19 protein-coding genes and 1 tRNA gene are annotated in these 17,320 nt (G+C 61.5%); 18 read left to right on the top strand and 2 right to left on the bottom strand.

Translation table 11 applies throughout. The features are described from left to right. The 4 genes from CQ12_RS02450 to CQ12_RS02460 all read left to right on the top strand — a co-directional run. On the top strand, positions 1–273 hold a 273-nt coding region (locus CQ12_RS02450), incomplete at its 5' end, for a hypothetical protein (RefSeq protein ID WP_245309700.1). Positions 274–708: 435 nt separating this feature from the next. Continuing rightward, positions 709–870 carry a DUF2934 domain-containing protein gene (locus CQ12_RS41720; protein ID WP_083519092.1) on the top strand — a complete coding sequence of 54 codons (162 nt, stop codon included), beginning with the start codon at positions 709–711 and terminating at the stop codon, positions 868–870. Positions 871–876: 6 nt separating this feature from the next. After that, entirely contained in the window at positions 877–1,089 is a 213-nt protein-coding gene (locus tag CQ12_RS02455; RefSeq protein WP_057833777.1) for a hypothetical protein, read from the top strand. A gap of 226 nt (positions 1,090–1,315) precedes the next feature. After that, complete coding sequence (locus CQ12_RS02460) at positions 1,316–2,284, top strand: tyrosine-type recombinase/integrase (protein WP_198164049.1); 969 nt, start codon at positions 1,316–1,318, stop codon at positions 2,282–2,284. Positions 2,285–2,308: 24 nt separating this feature from the next. On the opposite strand, the gene CQ12_RS02465 is transcribed toward CQ12_RS02460, so the two are convergent. Continuing rightward, positions 2,309–2,383, bottom strand: a tRNA-Asn gene (locus tag CQ12_RS02465). A 268-nt stretch (positions 2,384–2,651) separates the two neighbouring features. On the opposite strand from CQ12_RS02465, the gene CQ12_RS02470 reads away from it, so the two are divergent. The 10 genes from CQ12_RS02470 to CQ12_RS02515 all read left to right on the top strand — a co-directional run bounded on the left by CQ12_RS02470 (position 2,652) and on the right by CQ12_RS02515 (position 14,236). Further along, positions 2,652–2,831: a hypothetical protein gene (locus CQ12_RS02470; protein ID WP_057833779.1), complete on the top strand. Its 180-nt coding sequence runs from the start codon at positions 2,652–2,654 to the stop codon at positions 2,829–2,831. 164 nt (positions 2,832–2,995) lie between these two features. After that, the gene (locus tag CQ12_RS02475; protein ID WP_057833780.1) at positions 2,996–3,661 is read left to right on the top strand and encodes a protein-L-isoaspartate O-methyltransferase family protein; all 666 of its coding nucleotides are present in this window, start codon (positions 2,996–2,998) and stop codon (positions 3,659–3,661) included. Positions 3,662–3,909: 248 nt separating this feature from the next. After that, on the top strand, positions 3,910–5,316 hold the full coding sequence (locus CQ12_RS02480) for a TolC family outer membrane protein (RefSeq protein ID WP_057833781.1): 1,407 nt from the start codon (positions 3,910–3,912) through the stop codon (positions 5,314–5,316). A gap of 321 nt (positions 5,317–5,637) precedes the next feature. Further along, positions 5,638–6,339 (top strand): PopZ family protein, encoded by a 702-nt coding sequence (locus CQ12_RS02485; RefSeq protein WP_057833903.1) that lies wholly within the window; start codon positions 5,638–5,640, stop codon positions 6,337–6,339. Positions 6,340–6,586: 247 nt separating this feature from the next. Next, positions 6,587–9,454, top strand: a complete 2,868-nt coding sequence (locus CQ12_RS02490; protein WP_057833782.1) for a valine--tRNA ligase — start codon at positions 6,587–6,589, stop codon at positions 9,452–9,454. Between the two features lie 167 nt (positions 9,455–9,621). Further along, positions 9,622–10,008 carry a VOC family protein gene (locus CQ12_RS02495; RefSeq protein WP_057833783.1) on the top strand — a complete coding sequence of 129 codons (387 nt, stop codon included), beginning with the start codon at positions 9,622–9,624 and terminating at the stop codon, positions 10,006–10,008. 181 nt (positions 10,009–10,189) lie between these two features. Continuing rightward, a complete protein-coding gene (locus CQ12_RS02500; RefSeq protein WP_057833784.1) occupies positions 10,190–10,417 on the top strand; it encodes a hypothetical protein in 228 nt (75 codons plus the stop codon). 651 nt (positions 10,418–11,068) lie between these two features. After that, the gene (locus CQ12_RS02505) at positions 11,069–12,496 is read left to right on the top strand and encodes a tyrosine-type recombinase/integrase (protein WP_057833785.1); all 1,428 of its coding nucleotides are present in this window, start codon (positions 11,069–11,071) and stop codon (positions 12,494–12,496) included. 121 nt (positions 12,497–12,617) lie between these two features. Beyond that, complete coding sequence (locus CQ12_RS02510; protein WP_057833786.1) at positions 12,618–13,844, top strand: phage major capsid protein; 1,227 nt, start codon at positions 12,618–12,620, stop codon at positions 13,842–13,844. Next, the gene (locus tag CQ12_RS02515) at positions 13,808–14,236 is read left to right on the top strand and encodes a hypothetical protein (RefSeq protein ID WP_157087956.1); all 429 of its coding nucleotides are present in this window, start codon (positions 13,808–13,810) and stop codon (positions 14,234–14,236) included. Before CQ12_RS02510 ends, CQ12_RS02515 begins: the two co-directional genes overlap by 37 nt. 42 nt (positions 14,237–14,278) lie before the next feature. Here CQ12_RS02515 and CQ12_RS02520 read toward each other — a convergent pair whose 3' ends face one another. Further along, positions 14,279–14,566 carry a hypothetical protein gene (locus CQ12_RS02520; RefSeq protein WP_057833788.1) on the bottom strand — a complete coding sequence of 96 codons (288 nt, stop codon included), beginning with the start codon at positions 14,564–14,566 and terminating at the stop codon, positions 14,279–14,281. Between the two features lie 483 nt (positions 14,567–15,049). On the opposite strand from CQ12_RS02520, the gene CQ12_RS02525 reads away from it, so the two are divergent. The 4 genes from CQ12_RS02525 to CQ12_RS02540 all read left to right on the top strand — a co-directional run bounded on the left by CQ12_RS02525 (position 15,050) and on the right by CQ12_RS02540 (position 17,296). Then, complete coding sequence (locus CQ12_RS02525; RefSeq protein ID WP_057833789.1) at positions 15,050–15,340, top strand: hypothetical protein; 291 nt, start codon at positions 15,050–15,052, stop codon at positions 15,338–15,340. A gap of 203 nt (positions 15,341–15,543) precedes the next feature. Next, positions 15,544–15,957, top strand: a complete 414-nt coding sequence (locus tag CQ12_RS02530) for a hypothetical protein (RefSeq protein WP_057833790.1) — start codon at positions 15,544–15,546, stop codon at positions 15,955–15,957. A gap of 12 nt (positions 15,958–15,969) precedes the next feature. Next, positions 15,970–16,614, top strand: coding sequence for a hypothetical protein (locus CQ12_RS02535; protein ID WP_057833791.1), 645 nt, complete (start codon positions 15,970–15,972; stop codon positions 16,612–16,614). A 16-nt stretch (positions 16,615–16,630) separates the two neighbouring features. Continuing rightward, complete coding sequence (locus CQ12_RS02540) at positions 16,631–17,296, top strand: SOS response-associated peptidase (protein WP_057833792.1); 666 nt, start codon at positions 16,631–16,633, stop codon at positions 17,294–17,296. The last annotated feature ends 24 nt before the right edge of the window (positions 17,297–17,320 follow it).

Raw genomic sequence — 17,320 nt, forward strand, 5'->3', positions numbered from 1 at the left:
CCCCCAATGCGGAGCTTTCCCATGCGACAACAGCGCACGCAACGATCGCTTGTGGCAGCGCGGGCGGCAACGATCAGGGCGCCGACCGACCTTCCGACAAATGGTTACGCCCTCATCGTGGATGGCCACGCGAAGCGAGAGTTCAAAACCCAAGAAGCTGCTATCCCGGTAGCCAAAAATTTGAAGACGCGTTTTCCCAACCTTCAGATTAAAATTTACGATGCGGAAGCAAAACGGGTTGAGCAGATCGAAATCGAACTTGCTCCAGCGTAAAATGTCCCTGCGGAGGACGTCTATTCCGTCAGAGCCAGGATCCCGGACTGCTAAAAGCTTGGCTCCTCCGGGACCGGACAGGCACATTCCTAGGTTAGAGTCACTGTCCCGCTCTGCGTCAGCTTTCACGACCGTTCCGCTCTCGTGCAATTCCAACCAGGCTAGTGCAATCGCGCGATCGCCCGCCGCGTATCTCGCCACCGGCGCCGCCTGGCGGCGACGGAATCCTTGCGAGGAGCGGGACGGTCCCGGCAATGGCCATGTGGTGTATTGCCCGCATAGTCTTTGTCTGTGGGGCAGTCTCAGCTAGGAACTAGCGGCTTCTAGTGCACTTGAATCCATAGGCCAGTTCCAAAATGTTCTGGCCTAGCACGGTCCCGCCGATAAGCCCCCATTACCCCAGAGGAGGGGCCGTGCTCCAACTCGGAGGATGTGATGCCCGAACCGAGCAAGGAAGAGATCGAGGCCCGAGCGTATCAACTCTGGGAACAAGCCGGCAAACCGGTTGGCCGTGAGAAAGAGTTTTGCAACTTGGCTGAACAGGAGCTGCGCAACGGGGACAAATCCTCGCCAGTGCGCACTCCCGACACGCTGTGAGTCTTCATGAATAGCGACGAAACTCCCGCGTCGGGCAAAAGGGCCGAACAACGGATCGATAGCGCCGTGGATGCGATCCGCAGCATGTCCCAGGACCTTGCCGACGAGCTCGTGCCGCAGCCGACGTGGATTGACCAGCTTAGTATGGCTACACGCGAGGCACCCATTCAGACATTGGCAATTGCATTCTTCATTGGTGTGATCCTGGCACGCCGATGATGCGCCGCGGGTGAAGCAAACCGTGGCAGGGACATTACTGTTGCGGACCGCCCAACACATTTCTCGCTACTAGCTGCCCACGAACGGGAGTAGGACGGACGAATAGAGTCTGCAGGCGGCGTAGCGAGCGTACTGCCACCAACACGTCCAGGCCATCAAAGTGGCCATCTGACCACTACCGGGATTGCCGTGGTCGCCGGAATTTATGACCGTCTACGAAAAGGCCATGGCGACCACCAAACCAACGGTCTCGAAGATTGGGGCCGATCGCATTGTGCCGCGCTCGATCCGTGCGCTCGCAATCGCCTATTACGACAGCGCATCCTTTAAGGCGCTGAAGCCGATTACGCAGGGCGTCTACCGCAATATCATCGACCGCTTCTGTCGCGAGATCGATCATGCCGGGCGGGCATGCGGCGATAAGAGCGCCGTCACGTTGAAGCCGAACCACGTCGAAAAATTGATGGAAGCTCGAGCCGCGAAACCCGATAGCGCCAACGGCCTGCGCAAGGTGTTGCGGGCGATGATGCAGGTGGCAGTCAAGCTGGATTGGCGCGAGGACGACCCGACCCTGAGCGTAAGGAAAATCAAGCCGAAAAAGAGGGGCGGCTTCCACCGCTGGACCGATGCCGAGGTGCGGCAATTCGAGGCGGTGCACCCCATCGGCAGTAAGGCGCGGCTGGCGCTGACGCTCGGGCTCTACACTGGGCAGGCGCGGCAGGACGTGGTCCGGATGGGCGAACAGCACATCAACGACGAGGTGCTGGACTGGATCCGGATGAAAACCGAGGATAGGACCGGCCTTAAATTGGCGATCCCGGTGCACCCGGAACTGCGCCGGATCATTGACGCCACGCCGAGTAAGCATCTGACGTTCCTGGTCACCGAGTTGGGGGCTCCGTTCACCGCCGCAGGTTTCGGCAACTGGTTTCGGGACCGCTGCGACGAGGCAGGGCTCAAACATTGCGCCTTCCATGGCCTGCGCAAGGCTGCGGCCACCCGGTTGATCGATGCAGGGTGCGACGTGGTCGAAGCTGCTGCCATCACTGGCCATGCCAGCCTGAAAGAACTGCAACGCTATATCGAGACACGCGACCGCAGAAAGGCGGCGATGCGCGCGATCGATAAGCTCATTTCAGGAACAAAAGTGGCCAACCCGATTACCCGGTTAGCCAAGCAGGAGAAAACGCGATGAAAGATCAATGGGCAAAAAAGGTGATGGCTCCCCGGGCTGGATTCGAACCAGCGACCATTCGATTAACAGTCGAATGCTCTACCGCTGAGCTACCGAGGAACAGGCGAACCAAAGGCTCGCGAGCGGGGAGCGTATAACAAAGCCGTTCGCGCTTGCAAAGGACCAAATCACGGCCGGCGCATTTGCTCGAAGCGGGCCGGAAAGCTCCCGTGCGCCAATGATTTGTCGGCATTTTAGGCGTCCGGGGGCGGAGGGCGGAACCAATCGCGCGGAATTCCGTCATCCCCGGGCGCCATGGATCGGGCCGCCAGTTCGACCCAATCCGCCCGGAGCCTCTGGCGCGCCGGGTTTCAAGGGAGCTGATTCGATGCCAGCCATTGCAACCGACCTGATGCGGGCCGTGCCTTCGATCGTCCCGAGCGACATTCCCGCCATGAGCGACGACGAATGCCTGCTTCGGCTCGCGCAAGCCATTGAAGCGCACGATACCGACCATTTGGATGAAGTCGCGCGGCTGATCGCCCGGCTCGCCGTCACGGTCGAATAGGCGGCCTTTCCGCTTCACGCGCGGATGGCCTTATCCGCGGCCGGGCGCATGTTGCGTTTTGCCGGAGCTTGTACCAAAGATGGCCTCGGCTTTCAGCCGTCGGTTCCAGTTCTCTTGCGGTAACGCCGCATGCTTTCAGGGTCTTAGCCCAAGGGTCTTAGCCTATGTCCGGTTTTGCGGCCGCGCGCCAGAATATGGTCGATGGTCAGGTGCGTCCGAGCGACGTGACCGACTCCCGAATCATCGATGCCATGCTGGCGGTGCCGCGTGAGGCCTTCGTTCCCGAGAACAAGCGGGCTCTGGCCTATCTGGACCTCGATCTCGATGTCAGCGAAGGCGGCGCGGCCAAGCGCTACCTGATCAAGCCGGCGGTGCTGGCGAAGATGCTGCAGGCGGCCGAGATCAGGGAGAGCGACCGCATCCTGGTGGTCGGCTGCGCCACCGGATACGCCGCCGCCGTGATCGCCCGATTCGCATCCCCGGTGAGCGCGACGGAGAGCGACTCGGCGCTGGCGGCGAAGGCGCAGGCGACCCTGGCTGCCAATGGCTGTGGAAATGTCACGGTCCGGACCGCGGCCGCTGCGGATGGAGATCCGGCGGGCGCGCCTTATGATGTGATCGTGCTTAACGGCGCAACCGAGATCGTGCCGGAGCAGCTCTACGGGCAATTGCGCAGCGGCGGCCGATTGGTCGGCGTTTTTGCGACGTCGCGGCCGGCACGGGCTACCATCGTGACCGCTTCACACGGCGATTTCGGTAATCGCACACTGTTCGATGCTGCTGCCCCGGTACTGCCGGGCATGGAACTTGTTCCAGCCTTCGTTTTCTAGCCTTTCAGCCCTTTCGACGCCCAATATTCGCCCTCCGTGGCCGGCTAAATCCTCTTCGAAATCAGAAGTGTGGCCGGATTGCCCCACGTGAAGAGTTTCGACGGCCTATGCTTCCGGAGTGGTTCCGTCGGGCTTACGTGCGGACTAAGGTGAGCTGGGACTCACTTCGAATGAAGCGACGTTCGGTTAATGATCATGTGGGACCATTGGTCATGGGCCGGGCGACCAAATAGATCGGATTGCTTGGGATGCGTGGGGTGAAGGAATTTGCCGGAGCTGCAGCTTCGGCCCTTCTATTAGTGTTCATGGGCTCGACACCCGTCTTGGCCGACACGATTGAGGCGGCCTTGGTGCGCGCCTATCAGAATAATCCGCAGCTCAATGCGCAGCGCGCGCAGGTGCGCATCACTGACGAGAACGTGCCGCAGGCGCTGTCGGGTTATCGGCCGAGAGTCGCGGTCACGGCGAGCGCGGGTTACCAATATACGGACACGCTGAGCACGCAGGGCGGCGACGCGAACAACCTCGTGCGCACCAATATTCACGGCGCCAATCCGCCGCGCAGCGTCGGCGCCACCATCACGCAGACGCTCTTCAACGGCCAGCAGACCGCGAACCGGACCAGGGCCGCGGAGAGCCAGGTCTCCGGCGCGCGCGAAGCCTTGCGTTCGCTTGAGTCGACCGTCTTGCTCAGCGCTGCGACCATCTACATGGACTATCTGCGCGATGCGGCGATCGTCGAAGTGCAGAAGAGCAACGTCCGCGTGCTCGAGCAGACGCTGAAGCAGACGCGCGATCGCTTCAACGTCGGCGAAGTCACCCGCACCGACGTTGCGCAGTCGGAAGCCCAACTCGCCGCCGGCAAGACGCAGCTCCTGACCGCAGAAGCCAATCTGAACACGACGCGCTCGAACTTCCGTCGCATCATCGGCAACGAGCCGCAAAACCTGGCGCCGGGCTCGCCGGTCGACCGCTTCCTGCCGGCGACACTGCCGGCTGCCGTCGAACTTGGCCTGACGCAAAATCCGAACGTCACCGCGGCGATGTTCGGCATCGACGTCAGCTTCCTCCAGGTCAAGGTGGCCGAAGGCGCGCTGTTGCCGGTGGTCACGCTGCAGGCATCGGTGCAGCAGTCCTATGAGCAGAGCCTGATCCAGTTCCGCTCGTTCGGCGCGTCCGCGGTCGCGCAGCTCAACGTTCCGATCTATCAGGGCGGCGCCGAATATTCGCTGATCCGGCAGTCCAAGGAAACGGCAGCGCAACAACGTCTCGTGCTCGATCAGACCCGGGATCAGACCCGCGCCAATGTGGTCACGGCATGGGGGCAGCTCGTCGCCGGCAAGGCGCAGGTCGCTTCCGCCCAGTCGCAGGTGCAGGCGTCGGAAATTGCGCTCAATGGCGTGCGCGAGGAAGCCAAGGCCGGACAGCGAACCACACTCGACGTGCTGAACGCGCAGCAGGCGCTGGTCAACGCGCGCGTTGCGCTCGTCACCGCGCAGCATGATCGCGTGGTTGCGTCCTATTCCGTGCTGAACCAGGTCGGACGGCTGCAGCCGCAGGTGCTCAACTTGCCGACCACGATCTACGACCCGAGTGTGCACTATCATCAGGTGCGGGATAGCTGGGCCGGCGTTCGGACACCCGACGGCCGCTGATATCTGAGTCTATTCCCGCACAGTCGGGACGAATATCGACGCCCGGCGCCTGTTGCGCCGGGCGCTTTGCTTGCAATCATTTGTGGCCATGACGTACCGTTTCCTGGGCGAGCTGAGCGATTCGCGATCCGCGTCCTTGCATTCGCATGGACGCGCGTCGGGTCGCACATTTGAGGGGAGCAGGTCCTCCCGCGCGGTGCGGCGGGCGGGCTTGATCTGGGGACAAGTCAGGCTTCTGCGATGAAAATCCCGACCTGCATTTCCGGAACCGGCAATTCCTCCGCGGCTTTGGTATAAAATGGTTTCGATGTGGAGTCGGAGATGACGCAGCCTGCAAAGGTCCAAGAGCCCTCGATGGAGGAGATTCTGGCGTCGATCCGTCGCATCATCGCCGACGACGAGGCGAAGCCTGCGGCCGCCAAGCCGGAGGCCGCGCCGGCACCGAAACCGATGATGAAGGACATTCCGCCCTCGGCGCTTGCTCCCAAGCCGGCGGCGCCCAAGCCCGCGCCGGCTCCGCCGCCACCGCCTGCGCCCGAACCGGCAGCCAGCAACAACCAGGATGACATCGACGCGATGCTGGCGAGCCTCGATGCGGCGACACCCGAGGCCGATATCAGGCCGGCGCCGCAGCCCGAGGCCGACGTGTTCGAACTCACCGACGAGATGGCGTTGCCTGACCCGGCACCGCCACCGCCGCCGGCGGCGTCGTTCAGCAAGATCGAGCCGGCGGACGACATCGAATTCAGCGAGGCCCGCAGGGCAAGGCAACCGGTTCACGAGCCGTCGTTCGATAACTCACCACCTGGGCCGGCGATCTTGTCGCATTCAACCGTTTCCGCCGTAGAGTCCGCCTTCAATTCCCTGGCCAATACCGTGCTGAGCAACAACGCGCGAACATTGGAAGATCTGGTCAAGGAAATGCTGCGGCCGATGCTGAAGTCCTGGCTGGATGACAATCTGCCGGGGTTGGTGGAGCGGATCGTCAAGGCCGAGATCGAGCGGGTTTCGCGCGGGCGCTAGTTCCAGGACGCCGGGCGAGACTGCATCAGGGCCCCATCCGGACATTCAAACCGGCGTTATCGCGGCTTCCGGCTGCCCCGGACCGAAGTTGTCAGGTTGACTTGAGGCGCTGTGGCGGGTTTCTAGGGGCCGTCCGGCGTCGATCACATCAGAACCGGCCACTACCACGTTGATTTGACGCGTATTCTTTGAGCAGTCCGGTAACGGATGGCTCGAAGGCGTTCCCCCAGCACCCAACTGCATTGTCATGATCGAGAAAAACTACCAGCCCGCCGATATCGAAAGCCGCATGTCCCGGATCTGGGAGGAGAGCGGCGCGTTCATGGCCGGCCGCCCGGAACGGAAGGACGCCGCGCCGTTCACCATCGTGATCCCGCCGCCGAACGTGACGGGCTCGCTGCATATGGGCCACGCGCTGAACAACACGCTGCAGGACATCCTCTGCCGCTTCGAGCGGATGCGCGGCCGTGACGTGCTGTGGCAGCCCGGCACCGACCATGCCGGCATCGCGACCCAGATGGTGGTCGAGCGCCAATTGATGGAACGGCAGGAGCCGGGCCGCCGCGACCTCGGCCGCGCCAAATTCCTCGAACGCGTCTGGCAGTGGAAGGCCGAGAGCGGCGGCACCATCGTCAACCAGTTGAAGCGCCTCGGCGCTTCCTGCGACTGGTCGCGCGAACGTTTTACGATGGACGAGGGCCTGTCGCGCGCGGTCGTGAAGGTGTTCGTCGAGCTTCACCGCGAAGGCCTGATCTATAAAGACAAGCGGCTGGTCAACTGGGACCCGAAACTGCTCACCGCGATCTCCGATCTTGAGGTGCAGCAGGTCGAGGTCAAGGGCAGTCTCTGGTATCTGCGCTATCCGATCTCGGGCAAGACGTTCAGTCCTGAAGATCCCTCGACCTTTGTCGTCGTGGCGACGACGCGGCCCGAGACGATGCTCGGCGACACCGCGGTGGCGATTCATCCAGACAATGAACGCATCGGCCGCCTGATCGGCCAGCACGTCATCCTGCCACTGGTCGGCCGCCGCATCCCGATCGTCGGCGACGATTACGCCGATCCCGAAAAGGGATCGGGCGCGGTCAAGATCACGCCGGCGCATGACTTCAACGACTTCGAGGTCGGCAAGCGTCACAACCTGCCGCAGATCAACGTGTTCGATCGCGAGGGCTGCATGACCCTCGTCGACAACGAGGACTATCTGCGCGGATTGCCGGAAGGCGCGCTGATGCTCGCCGAAGAGCTGCACAATGTCGACCGCTTCGCCGCGCGCAAGAAGATCGTGGCGCGGCTGGAAGATTTCGGCTTCCTGGAAAAGATCGAGCCGAACACGCACATGGTGCCGCACGGCGACCGCTCCAACGTGGTCATCGAGCCCTATCTGACCGACCAGTGGTATGTCGACGCCAAGACCATGGCGCAGCCGGCGATTGCGGCCGTGCGCTCGGGCGCGACCAGCTTCGTGCCGAAGAACTGGGAGAAGACCTATTTCGAGTGGATGGAGAACATCCAGCCCTGGTGCATCTCGCGCCAGCTCTGGTGGGGCCACCAGATTCCGGCCTGGTACGGGCCTGACGGCAAGGTGTTCGTTGCCGAGACCGAGGAAGAAGCCGTCGGCAACGCGCTCGGCTATTACGTCGAGCAGGAAGTCATCACGGAAGAGCAGGGGCGGGCGATGGCGGAAGACCCCGCCAAGCGTGAGGGTTTCATCACCCGCGATGAGGACGTGCTCGACACCTGGTTCTCCTCGGGCTTGTGGCCGTTCTCGACGCTCGGCTGGCCCGACGACACCGCGGAAGTGAAGCGCTATTACCCGACCAGCGTGCTCGTCACCGGCTGGGACATCATCTTCTTCTGGGTCGCCCGCATGATGATGATGGGCCTGCACTTCATGAAGGATGCGCCGTTCTCCACCGTGTACATCCACCGTCTCGTCCGCGACGAGAAGGGCGCGAAGATGTCGAAGTCGAAAGGCAACGTCATCGATCCGCTCGGCGTGATCGACGATTTCGGCGCCGACGCGCTGCGCTTTGCGCTGGCGCGCGGGGCTGCGCATAACCACGACATCAAGCTCTCGCCGCAACTCGTCGAGGTCAATCGCAATTTTGCGACCAAGCTCTGGAATGCGTGCCGCTTTGCCGAGATGAACAGCTGCGACAAGCCCGACGGCTTCGAGCCGACGGCGGCGAAGGAAACGTTGAACCGCTGGATCGCGCACGAAACCTCGCGCGCCACGCGCGAGGTGACCGAGGCGATCGAGGCCTATCGCTTCAACGACGCGGCGAACGCGATGTATCGCTTCGTCCTGAACATTTATTGCGACTGGTATGTCGAATTGGCAAAACCCTTGCTGATGGGCGAGGAGGGCGCGGCGAAAGCCGAGACCCGTGCCATGGTGGCATGGGCGCGCGACGAAATCCTCAAGCTGCTGCACCCGTTCATGCCGTTCATCACCGAAGAGCTCTGGGCGGTGACGGCGAAGCGCGACGGCCTCCTGGTGCTGGCCCAATGGCCGCGCAAGGCGAGCGCGGTGACCGAGGAACAGATCGCGTCGATGGCGATGGCGGGTCCGGGCGATCCCTTGATCGCGCCCGTGATGGCCGCGCTCGACGCCGGTGATTTCAGCGATCCCGCGGCCGAGGCCGAGATCGGCTGGGTAGTCGATCTCATCACCGCCATCCGCTCGTTGAAATCGGAAATGAACATCCCGCCGGCAACCTTGATTTCGTTGGTGCTGTCGGCTGCGTCTGCTGAAACCAAGGATCGCGCGGGACGCTGGAGCGACATCGTCAAGCGTCTGGCGCGTCTGTCGGACATCTCGTTCGCCGATCGCCCGCCCGAGGGCGCGGTGCAGTTGCTCGTGCGCGGCGAAGTGGTGGCACTGCCACTCAAGGGCGTGATCGACCTCTCGGCCGAAAGGACCCGGCTCGACAAGGAAATCGTCAAGGCCGACGCCGACATCAAGCGCGTCGACGCCAAGCTTTCCAACGAGAAGTTCGTGGCGAATGCGCCCGAAGAGATCGTCGAAGAGGAAAAGGAAAAGCGCGAGGCGGCGGTTGCGCGCAAGGCCAAGCTGCAGGAAGCACTGGAGCGGCTGAAGCTGGCGTCCTGACGGACGCAAGACGCCGAACCATCCCCGTCACTGCGAGCGAGGCGAAGCAATCCATAGCGCCACACGCGGAGAGGTGGATTGCTTCGTCGCTTCGCTCCCTTGCGCAAACGCTTCGCGTTTGTCGCAGGCAATGACGACTGAGAGAGTCATCATCGAGGGCCTGATCGATGCTCGACCACGTCTCCATCACCGTATCCGATTTCGCCGCCGCCGAACGCTTCTACGACGCCATCATGGCCGCCCTCGGCGTCGTCAAGGTCGGCCGCAGCGACCGCTGGCTCGGCTACGGCGAACGCGCCGACGCGCAGTATCCGGACCGCGTCTACCTTGCGATCTACCGGGGCGAGAGGCCGGACGAAGCCACCAGCCGCCACTGGTGCTTCAAGGCCAGATCGCGAGCCGAAGTCGACGCCTTCTGGCGCGCCGGCATCGCCGCCGGCGGCACCGACGACGGCCCACCAGGCCTCCGCCACTACCACGCCGCCTATTACGCCGCCTTCCTGCGCGACCCCGACGGCAACAAGGTCGAGGCGGTGTGCCACCGGGCGGAGTAGCGCGGGAGAATTGTAGCCCGGATGAGCGAAGCGATATCCGGGGCCAGTGGTCCCGCTACTTGCTATCGCAGCGAAGCCCGGGCAGCGTCACTAAACCCGAATTTAATGGAAGCGACGGAGAGCGAGCCCCACCTGTTCATTGTGTAACGGTCTTGGCACAGCAACTCGAAAGGGCAAAGCCATGAAAGTCGCAATGACAGTGCTGGTCGCTGTGTCAATGCTCTCAAGCACGTATGCATTCGCCAATACGGCGCATCATGAAGCTGTAGTCAGATACGCTGCTCCGCACGTCGTCCTGCATCCGAACTACGGCAATCCGAACGGAAATCCGGATGGTCCGACCACGTTGAGCGGCACTGGCGATTCTCAATTCGGCGGCACGTCGGCCGGCACCAGCGGCTACAACTAGGTGCGAAGCAGCAGCGAGGACGAAGCGTGGCCCGGATGAGCGGCTTGTCCGCCGTAGCTCAACGAGCGAAGGCGGAAGCGGCATCCGGGCCACGCTTCGTCCTCGCAGGTCGCTCATGCAGGCGCCTTACTTGCTATGACAGCGATTCGAGGCCCTGCGGGCGCTGCGCGAATACACGAATTTTCTCCGCAACTTCAAGGTGATTTGCCCCGTCCAGCCGTCATCGCGAAAATATTCCGCTTCGCGCGAGACCCAAATCACCCGTAAAACTCCGGCCATCCCGTTCCGAGAGAGGGGCGTTGGCCATCGTCACGAACGTTGGGGCGGGTTGCGGTGGACGCGGCAGCGTCGGGCGCGTGATTGTGGTCGCAGGGCGGTTATCCGTGAGTGAACCCAGCGCGCAGACGACCGGCGCTTAAACGCCTCCCGTCAGAAGCTTCGACCGGCAGGCACTTTGGCTGGTTGACGTCTTTGGCAGAGGTCGCTGCGTACGGCAAAACCGTGTGGACTATATTATGCAATCCCGTGAAAGACGCTGAAAGCAACAAAACTCTATAAAACAAGCGGTTTGGCGCTATGCTATGCCAGCCGTTTTCAGCGCATTTCATCAAATCTAGGTCCATGGGACCTAAGCGATGGAGATTGCACACGATGACCACCCGGCCAAGCCAAACCGCCGACGAAGCCACCAACAAACCCGTCCCTGCCAAGCGGCAGCGCCGCAGCATCATCCTCACCGACCGGCTCTGCGAGAAGCGCGTCACCCAGCGGGACAAAATCTACGACCGCAAATGTCCCGGCCTGTTCGTCTCCATCACGCCGCGCGGTGTGGCGACCTTCTCGGTCAAGTACACCGACAAGGCTGCTGGCCGCCAGCGCATCGGCTGGCTCGGCGTCTACAATCCGGAGACCTTCACGGTCGATCACGCCCGCAGCGAGGTCTGGCGGCTCAAGGGCAAGGGCGGCGATGCCGTGGCTGCTACCTTCCGCCAACAGAAAGCCGCCACTGCCAAGCGCGGCAAGACCGTCGATGAGATCATCGAAGAGCGGATCGCGTGGATTCAGGTGCCGGTCAAGAAGCCTGACGGGGAAATGCGGCCCCGGCTCGAAAGCTGGGAATGTACCGCGAGCCACCTCCGGCGCTTGGTCAGCCCGCGCCTTGGCAAGAAGCTCGCCAGCGACGTCACCAAGAACGACATTGCCAGCCTGTCCAACGACATTGTTGCCGGACGCCACGGCGGCAAGCCATCGGTCTCCAATGCCCGGCACATGCGCCGCGCCGCGTCAGCCCTGTTCAATTGGGCCGCCGAGGCGGGCCGCGAATACGTGACGGCCAGCCCGTGCGTCAACCTGCCGAAGCTCGACGCCGAGCATGCGCGTACCCGCGTGTTGTCTGCCGACGAGATCAGAATTTTCTGGCACGGTCTGGACCGGGAGGACTTGCCGTGGGATCGCAAGACGCGGCTGGCGCTCAAGTTTGAACTCGTGACCATGCTGCGCTCGGGCGAACTGCTTCCCGCCCATCGTGACGAACTGCTGGCGCTTGATGGCGACGCGCCTTGTATCCGCGTCCCTGCCAAGCGGGTCAAGAAGCGCCGCGTGATCGAGCAGCCGTTATCCGATCTGGCGGTCGAGATCATCCGCGAGGCAATGGCCACCGAGGGCCAGCAATTCGTGTTTGAAAGCCCGCTCTATCCGGGCCAGCCGATGCACCGCACCTCGATGGCGACCGCGCTGCGCGGTACCCAGCACGAAAACAACAAGGACAAGAGCAAGAAACCGGGTCTTTGCGAACTGCTCGGCCTCAAGAAGTTCACGCCGCACGACCTGCGCCGTACCGCCGCGACCTTGGCCGGTAACCTTGGTTACTCGGATGCCGCGATTGCCAAGTGCCTCGACCACGCCGTGACCAAGGATGACGGGGAGCGGATCAACCGCGTCACTGGCATTTACAACCAATCGAAACGCATGCAGCAGAAGCGTGCCGTGCTTGAAGGCATCGCCGCCGCGCTGCGGCGGATCGTTGGCGAGCCCGCAGAAAAGGCCGTCGAGCAACCAAAGGTGCTCGTCGCGGCGTAAAATCCGGAGGCGCGGCGGCACAAAAGCCATAGCGGTACGGCAGCGGTTGTAATAAAGTTTCGCACAAAGGAGATCACCACTCTGGATGAGGCGCGCGCCTCGCGCGCCGTGGAGGAAGGTGATGTCCCTCGAACTTATCGAACTGCTCAAAGAAGTGCGCGCCACGCGCGACAATTTCGGTGATGCCGACAGCCACCGCAACGCCCGCATCGACCAACTCGAAGCCACCATCAACGACTTCGCGCGCCGCATCGGCCGCCCCGGCTATAACGGCGAAGGCGGCTTCGTCGATGAGCGCAGGCGCTCGTCAGATTATCTGCGGCTTCGCCATCTCTTGAAGGCCGGTTCATCTGCACCACGCATCGATTTCGCGCCGGAGGAGATCGATTCTGCCGCTATCGCGCGTAGGGCCTTTGGCTCCTATTTGCGATCCGGTGACTTTCAGCGGATGCCAGAGGTTGAGCGCAAGAGCCTGTCCGAGTTCACGATGGGCAATATCGGCCTTCTGGTGCCGCCGGAAGTTTCGGACCGGATTTTGTCGTGCCTTGCCGACCCCGGCGACCTGACTGGCGTCGTCGATAACATGACGATCTCATCGAGCGCGGTGCAATTCCTGATCGATAATTTCGACGGCGAGGAATTGTTCGGTTGGGCCTGTCAAGAAACGTGCGCCTTCAACCAGCCCGGAGCCGATATCGCCAAGGGATTGAGCCAGCTCGAACTTCGGCCAGAGGAATTGCGCGGCCTGATCTGCGCCAGCCGCTCATTCCTAGAAGACGCCGCGGTTGACATCGAAGGCTGGATCGCGCGCAAGGGCCAGCAGGGCGTGCGCCGGATCGCGAGCCGCGCCATCGCGGTCGGTAGCGGCGTCGGCATGCCCATGGGCATTCTCAATCCGAATGCTGGCATCCCGGTATGCGAGACCTCGGCGCTGACGCCTGCGGGGCAGTTTACGTGGCAAGATTTGGTCGGACTGTTGTTCGAGGTGCCAGTCGAATACCACAGCAATGGCGTTTGGCTGATGAACCAGCGCACGCTAGGCCAAGCCTTCTCGATGAGTGATGCTGCCGGTCGCCCGATACTAATTCAGGATTTGCAAAATCCGTTGCGCTGGATGCTGCTCGGCCATCCGGTCATCGTGAGTAATTTTTTCCCGGACGTGATTCCTGGCGCTACTCCAGTGGCTTTCGGCAATTGGAAGGAAACGTATCTGCTGGTCAACCGACGCGCGCTTACAATGCTCCCTGATCCCTATTCCGCGGGATGGTGTGTGCTGTATCGGCTATTTGCCCGGCTCGGCGGCGGAATCATTTGCCCAACAGCCGCTCGGCTGTTGAGGATCAAATAAGGGAGGATGCCATGATCTTTGCAACTCCCAACGACGAGGCCGGGCGCATGCTCTGCCTGGCAACCATGAAGCTGATCGCGCGCAGTGGCAGTCAGGCGACGCACTTGGACGAGGCGGATCGCGTCCATCAGTGGAAGATGGCGAAGCGTGGGCGCTTTGCCTTCATCGAAAAACCGGAGGATGCGCGGCTGCCGCGAAGGATCGATTGTTATGCAATCAAGGAGACACGCGGCGATGCATTCCGGCTCGACCCCAAGCGCAAGCTATTCTCGCTGCATTACAAGGACAAGGGCAATCCACCGGGCCTGCATTTGATCATCCTGCAGCCGTGCGAGGCATGGTTGGCCGAAATGATGCTAGTGCTGTTTACGGCATTAGATGAGCGAGACTAAAGCGCAGGCAATCGCCGCCGCGACTGCATTGCGCTGACTAAATCAGTGTGCAAGCGCTTTGCCGAGGCGCAGTATTTTGTCGCCCACGATCCTTCGGCACTGCGGAAATGCCGTGCAAGCGACGGTGGACCAAGTAGCAATCGTGATAGGCTTCGGCAGTGGAATCTCGCTGCGCCTGATTGTGACGAACTTCCAAGTAAACTCGAACGGCGGCTTTATGACGATCTTATCATTATCAAATGTGTAATGCCGCGGCTCGGCATGCGCCTTCGACCACCCGCAAATGCAAAGTACTATCGTCAAGGCAAGGCTAAATGCTCTGAACGTCATGTGAGCCTCCTATGGCTTTAGTATTGGTGATTGCAGGGTGCTAACCTCTGCAATCGTTCAGATCGGTGATGTAGATCACAGGGTGGGATGGTTCCTTGCACCTGTGGTGCGCGGTCAAGGCCAGTAGCGCCCGTCCCAGGGTCGCGCCCCAAGCCCTAGTGGCTTGCCGATTCCCTTCACGGTGACGCATTCTTTCAATCCATGGGCACCAGATCACGGGAAGCGATATACGGCGGTTCAATACGAGCGGCGACCCTACAAGCGTAGCCCTATCTAGTGGCGCTGCGGCCGACGAAAATTTCGGCTAACGATCCGGCGCGTACATGGTGGCCGGGCGAGCGAGACTGAGAGAAACCATGTCCGCATTTCGCTCACGAGCGGACATCCGCGTGGACATCGTGCGTCCGCTAGGGCCAAAGGCGGACATTGCATGCTAGAGTATGCAGCAACGCCCTCCCTCTCCATGAAACACAGGTACTCGATATGGGGCAATTGCTAAGGCTCGGCGATGTGATTGACAGGCTCTCCGAATTCGACAGTGAGGATACCGTCTACGCCTCCGAGCCGTGGACAGAGAAATCAGAAGCGGTGGTAGCGCGCGAACCGGACGACGGCGGGCTTCCGTCCGATGCGCTGCATGCGGGAATGAAGTATTTTTTGGAAGTCGGTATCGCGAATGAAGTTGTGCAAGACTGGGTTGCTTCATTGAACGAGCGACCAGAACCATCAGCCGTTTGTCGGCGCGTGATAGACTATGCGATCAATGATGCTTAGCTTGTGCAGGAGAAATTTAGCCTGTCCGCTAGGGGTCAAAAGGCGACCTGCGGACGCGGCTGATTTAGGTCTGTTTAACCCCCAAAAGCGGACGTCGAAAGATTAGCGCGTCCGAAAATGCCAGCCTAGCGCCGACGCCACCGTCGAGCCGCAAGCTGTAGTGGCTTGCCGATCCCAGTCTGGCTGACGCATTCTTTCGGCCCATGGGCACCCGGTCACGCGAATCCATCTACGGCAGTTCGATACGGGCGGCAGCGGAGCGCGCGGCCGAGGCACGCAAGGAAGCTGACCGGCTGGCCTGCGAGGCTTGGAACAAGCGCATGCTCGGCTTCCAGGGTCCAGCCCAGCCGTCGCCCGCGCTGGGTGACGCGCTGAATGCGGGCTATCGCTATCTGGAAGTCAAATGCCTTGGCTGCAACACGCACCAGACCGTCGCGCTCGACGTGGTGCGACGGCCGAAGGCGACACCTATCCATGAGCTAGAACGATATATGCGCTGCAAGGATTGCTCGCGGCTTCAAGGGCGGCCATACAAGCGCAGCCACCTCGTGGCGCTACGGCAGACAAAGATTTCGGCGAACAGTCCACCCTCGACATGGTGGCCGGGCGAGCGGTAGGTGGAAGGGCAAATGAACGACATTTTCAGCCCAGAGACTTGGGATTGGCTTTCCACGGTATGGAAGGCCGCCGTCGGCGCGGGCATCGGGACGGCAGCAGTTCAGGGTGGTGTTGCCCTTTACCGGGACCGAACACAAAAGAATGAGAAAGCCGCCTATCTCGCCTTGCGCTTAGCCGTTCTACTGGAGGGTTACGCTTCCAAATGCTGCGATTTTTACTTTGACAATTTGAACGCAGCGGAGCCGCAGGATGAACCATATCCAGCTTGGCGAACGGATTTGCCCGAGATGCCTGAACTTCCGGACGATACCGAGGCTTGGCGCGCGATGGATAAGAAGTTGCTGGCCAAATGCTTGGAGTTTCCTAATCGAGTTCGTGCAAGTCAGAATGCGATTGAATCTTGCGCTGAATACACGATGGATGATCTCGGCGTGACGCTGGACGAACAGGCGTCTGCCCGCGGCGTAGAAGCTTGCGAGATCGCCGCGTCGCTGCGGTCCACGTACAAGCTTGGTCGAGCCGAACCTGTGTTCGACTATTACAGCAGACTTCTCCAAGTCCTGAAAACGTCGAAGCAGCAACGCGAAGAACGCGAGAAGTCTCAAGCCGAATTTCTGCGGGAGTTGTCAGCGAGAGAGAGCAGCTTTCCGGGCTGAAAAGTGTCAACGAGCTATGTGTAACCTCTACAGCATCACCACGAACCAAGAAGCGATCTCGCGCCTGTTCCGCGTCGTCAACCGCTATGTCGGCAACCTCGCGCCGATGCCGGGCGTGTTCCCGGATTATCCTGCCCCAGTGATCCGCAACACTGACGCCGGCACTGAGATGACCCTGATGCGTTGGGGCATGCCACCACCACCACGCACTGGCGGGCCGCCCGTCACCAACATCCGCAACACCTCATCGCCGCATTGGCGCGGCTGGCTCAAGCCGGAGAACCGATGCTTGGTACCGGCCAATAGTTTTGCCGAGTACGCGCCGGAGCCAAACCCGGAGACCAAGAAGAAGGACGTAGTGTGGTTCGCGCTCAACAATGACCGGCCGCTGTTCGTCTTCGCGGGCATCTGGACGACGTTCAACGGTAGTCGGGGCACCAAGTCGAAGCCGATACCGGGGCCGCATCAGGTCTACGGCTTTCTGACCACGGCACCCAACGCCATCGTCGAGCCAATCCATCCAAAGGCAATGCCGGTGATATTGACGACCGATGAGGAGCGGGACATCTGGATGCGCGCGCCATGGGATGAAGCCAAGGCGATGCAGCGGCCATTGGCGGACGATGCGCTGAGGATTGTGATGCGAGGTGCGGACAAGGAAGATATTGCCAACGCTACTTGAAATACTCCGCAGAATGCCAATTCT

Source organism: Bradyrhizobium jicamae, from assembly GCF_001440395.1.
GTDB classification, from domain to species: domain Bacteria; phylum Pseudomonadota; class Alphaproteobacteria; order Rhizobiales; family Xanthobacteraceae; genus Bradyrhizobium; species Bradyrhizobium jicamae.